At 68.9% G+C, this 4,134-nt stretch carries 3 protein-coding genes and 1 pseudogene; 3 read left to right on the forward strand and 1 reads right to left on the reverse strand.

The window, feature by feature from the left end:
- Positions 1-402 precede the first annotated feature (402 nt).
- Positions 403-1,359: an acyl-ACP desaturase gene (locus V8688_RS31510; protein WP_218717537.1), complete on the forward strand. Its 957-nt coding sequence runs from the start codon at positions 403-405 to the stop codon at positions 1,357-1,359.
- Between the two features lie 60 nt (positions 1,360-1,419).
- Here V8688_RS31510 and V8688_RS31515 read toward each other — a convergent pair whose 3' ends face one another.
- Positions 1,420-2,010, reverse strand: coding sequence for a hypothetical protein (locus tag V8688_RS31515; RefSeq protein ID WP_218717538.1), 591 nt, complete (start codon positions 2,008-2,010; stop codon positions 1,420-1,422).
- 422 nt (positions 2,011-2,432) lie between these two features.
- On the opposite strand from V8688_RS31515, the gene dusB reads away from it, so the two are divergent.
- Positions 2,433-3,596, forward strand: a complete 1,164-nt coding sequence (gene dusB / locus V8688_RS31520; protein ID WP_255587445.1) for a tRNA dihydrouridine synthase DusB — start codon at positions 2,433-2,435, stop codon at positions 3,594-3,596.
- A 194-nt stretch (positions 3,597-3,790) separates the two neighbouring features.
- A pseudogene (locus tag V8688_RS31525) lies at positions 3,791-4,134 on the forward strand (LytR family transcriptional regulator); the annotation flags it as partial.

The raw sequence follows: 4,134 nt of genomic DNA on the forward strand, positions 1-4,134 counted from the left end.
CCGCCCCGCAGCCGCAGGCCTCCGGCGGCGGCCTCGGCGATCTGCTCGGCGGGCTGATCGGTGGCAGCACCAGCAGCGGCGGGCTCGGCGGCGTGATCGGCGAGGCGCTGGCGAAGAACGCGGGCGGCGGTCTGGGCAGCATTCTCGGCGGCCTGCTCGGCGGCAAGCGCTGAGAGGTTTCCCACCGGGAGCTAACACCGTGCGGCCCGCAGCGATAGTCCCTACGCTGCGGGCCGAACACCTAGACTCGTCAGCACGACGAGACGGCGTCGGACGAGGTTGTGGCGTTGCTCAAACTCGGCAGAATTCCGCTCAGTTGCGTTTCGCATCACACCTACGGTGCCGTAAGGTATGGCCGCATCGCGACGTTCGACCGTAAGCACGACAGCGAAGGGTTTTTACATGGCAAGGGATCTGACTCAACTCGAACTGCTCACAGAGTTGGAGCCGGTTGCCGAAGAAAACGTCAACCGGCACCTGTCGCTGGCCAAGGAATGGCATCCCCACGACTACGTCCCGTGGGATGAGGGCCGCAACTTCGCCGCCATGGGCGGCGTCGATTGGGATCCGGAGCAGTCCAAGCTCAACGAGGTCGCCAAGGCGGCCATGATCACCAACCTGCTCACCGAGGACAATCTGCCGTCCTACCACCGTGAGATCGCCGAGAACTTCTCCCAGGACGGCGCCTGGGGCACCTGGGTCGGTCGCTGGACCGCCGAGGAGAACCGGCACGGCATCGTGATGCGCGACTACCTGGTGGTCACCCGCGGTGTGGACCCGGTCGCCCTCGAGAACGCCCGCATGATCCACATGACCAACGGATTCGCCTCCCCCACCGAGGTCGACGCCGGCTTCCTGCACTCGGTCGCCTACGTGACGTTCCAGGAGCTGGCCACTCGCGTGAGCCACCGCAACACCGGCAAGGTCTGTGACGACCCGATCGCCGACCGCATGCTGCAGCGCGTCGCCGCCGACGAGAACCTGCACATGATCTTCTATCGCAACCTGTGCGGCGCGGCGCTGGACCTGAGCCCCGACCAGGCGATCGAGGCCATCTCCCTGATCGTGGAGAACTTCCAGATGCCCGGCGCGGGCATGCCGAACTTCCGTCGCAACGGCGTGCTGATGGCCAAGCACGGCATCTACGACCTGCGTCAGCACCTCGAAGAGGTCGTGCAGCCGGTGCTCAAGAAGTGGAACATCTTCGAACGGACCGACTTCACCGCGCGCGGTGAGGCCACCCGTGAGCGGCTCGCCGCCTTCCTCGACAAGCTGGGCCAGGATGTGCTCAAGTTCGAGGAGCAGCGCGACAAGATGCTGGCCCGCGAGGCCAAGAAGCTCGAGCTGGCGCGCGTCTAGCCGACAACCACACAGCGCCGCCCCCCGTGTTCGGAGGGCGGCGCTGTTTCGTCGGTGGGCCTACTTGGTCGGCAGGGCGCCGTCGGTGCTGCCGACGTCGGTGATCTTCCAGTCCTTGCCGGCGTCGACGGTGATGTTGTAGGTGACGGTGTTGCGCAGGCCGTCGGGATTCTGGGCGTTGGTGGTGCTGACGTCGACGAACGCGGCCACCTTGTAGACCTCGCCCTCGTGCGACATCACCTTGGCGGTGATCGGCGTCGCGCTGGAGGTCCACTTCAGCGGGACGATGATCTGCTCCAGCTTGTCGCCGGTCGCCTCGAACTTGCTGGACAGCTCCGGCGAGGTGCCCGCCTTCAGTTTGGCCACCCAGGCGTTGACGTCCTGATAGTTCAGCGTCGCCGAGCCGACGGCATAGTCGAGCGCGATCTGCTCTGCCTTCGCGTCGTCGGCGTTCTGGGCCTCGATATCGGAGAGCTCGGAGCGCGCCGAGCCGAGCAGCACGCCGAGCACGATCGCGATGATCGCGAGGACGGCGATGACAGCGCCGCCGATCAGCGACGAGATCTGCACGGCGACCGTCCCCTTGTCCGGCCGCGCGGGCGCGGCGGCGGGCTCGGTCGGGTCGGTGGCGTCGTCAGCGGGTTCGGCCATGGGTGGTTTCTCCGATTACGTGGGGACAGCGCACCGCCGGAGGCGACGGTGCCAGCAGTCACAGGTTACTGAGCCGTAGCGCGCGCAGCGATCGGCCACGGCCGAACGCTGTCGTGTTGCTCACACCCGACCGCTCGCGAGGGCGGTCATGATGCTGTAACCACACGAAACAGGTAGTGGGCGATATCGATCACACTCGCGCCGCTCAGCCCCCGAAGTGCTGCGGTCAGCCCGCGACGCCGGTCAGCGGGGCCGAACAGATCGCCCCGCAGCGCCGGCCCCTCGGGCAGCGTGGCGGGCGGAACGCAGAAGGCGTGCCCGGCCGGGGCCGGGCGCGTCGCGGTGCTCGGTTCGGGTGCTCGTTCTCGCTGTGATCGGCCGCACCAGGGCTTTTTTCGGTCGCGACCTCGGGTGATGAGACAATGGCGAGCGTGACTACGACGATGCCCCAGGTGACGACGCCGCTGCGGATCGGGCCCTACCCGGTCGATCCGCCCGTGGTGCTCGCCCCGATGGCGGGCATCACCAACCGCGCGTTCCGCACCTTGTGCCGAGAGTTCGGCAGCGCGACGTCTATCTACGTCTGCGAGATGATCACCGCCCGCGCGGTGGTCGAGCGCAACGAGAAGACGCTGCACATGATGTCGTTCGACGACGACGAGAACCCGCGCTCGATGCAGCTCTACGGCGTCGATCCGAAGACGCTCGGCGAGGCGGTGCGGATCATCGTCGGCGAGGGCTGGGCCGATCACATCGACCTCAACCTGGGCTGCCCGGTGCGCAAGGTGACCCGGCTCGGCGGCGGCTCGGCGCTGCCGTACAAGCGCAGGCTCTTCGCCAATATCGTCAAGGAGATGGTCGCCGCGGCCGAACCCGCAGGCGTGCCGGTGACCTTCAAGTTCCGCATCGGCATCGACGACGACCACCTCACCTACCTCGACACCGGCCGCATCGCCGAGGCCGAGGGCGCGGCCGCCGTCGCCCTGCATGCCCGCACCGCGGCCCAGCTGTACTCCGGCGCGGCCGACTGGTCGGCCATCGCGCGGCTCAAGGAAGCCGTCACCACCATCCCCGTGCTCGGCAACGGCGACATCTTCTCCGCCGACGACGCCCTGCGGATGATGACCGAGACCGGCTGCGACGGCGTCGTCGTCGGCCGCGGCTGCCTCGGCCGCCCGTGGCTGTTCGCCGAACTCAGCGCCGCGCTGCGCGGCGAGCCGATCCCCGACGGCCCGACCCTGGGCCGCGTCGGCGAGATCCTGATCCGCCACGCGACCCTGCTCACCGCCCACGACGGCGAGGACAAGGCGATGCGCGACATCCGCAAGCACATGGCCTGGTATCTGATGGGCTTCCCGGTCGGCTCGCAGCTGCGCCGCAGCTTCGCCACCGTGTCCCGGCTCGCTCAGCTCGAGGACCTCGTCGCCCAGCTCGACCCCGCGGTCCCCTTCCCCACCGACGCCCTCGGCCCCCGCGGCCGTCAGGGCTCCCCGCAGACCAAAGTCGCCCTCCCCGACGGCTGGCTCGACGACCCCGAGGACGACACCGTCCCCGCCGCGGCCGACGTGATGCACAGCGGCGGCTGATTTCTCCCCTGCCGACCTTCCGCTTTCCCCGCCGGTCAGAGCGTCGCAACGAGATCGTCAGCGAATCTGTTGTGCACAGGAGTGGCCACTCGTGGCGGAATCGTTATCATTGCGGACATCGTTCGGCTGCGGTTCGACTCGGAGCCGGGACGATGACGCGCATGCTGCGGCAGCTAGAGAAGTGAGGTTCGTTGGTGGGTGACGATCGGCGTGGGCGAACGCCCCGGCCCGGAAGTCGCGCCCCCTGGGAGCGCTATCCGACGGCCGAACCCACCGAGCAGCCGGAGCCGGGCGCGCGACGTTCCCGGCACGCGGACGCGACCCAGGACCCCGGTGCGGCCCCACTGACGGTGCAGGACCTCGTCGACCGGGTCGACAGCGAACGAACCCGGCGCGGCAGGCGCAACGCCGCCCCCGAGGCCGAGGGTTCGCGTGCGGGCCGCCGCGCTCGCGAGCAGGCGCCCCGGCCCACCCAGCGCCCCGATCTATCCCCGCGCGCCGACAGCTCGCCCGTCGTCGACGACATCGTGGGCGCCCC

Origin of the sequence: Nocardia sp. No.11 (assembly GCF_038752175.1) — a bacterium.
Classification (GTDB): Bacteria; Actinomycetota; Actinomycetes; order Mycobacteriales; family Mycobacteriaceae; genus Nocardia; species Nocardia canadensis.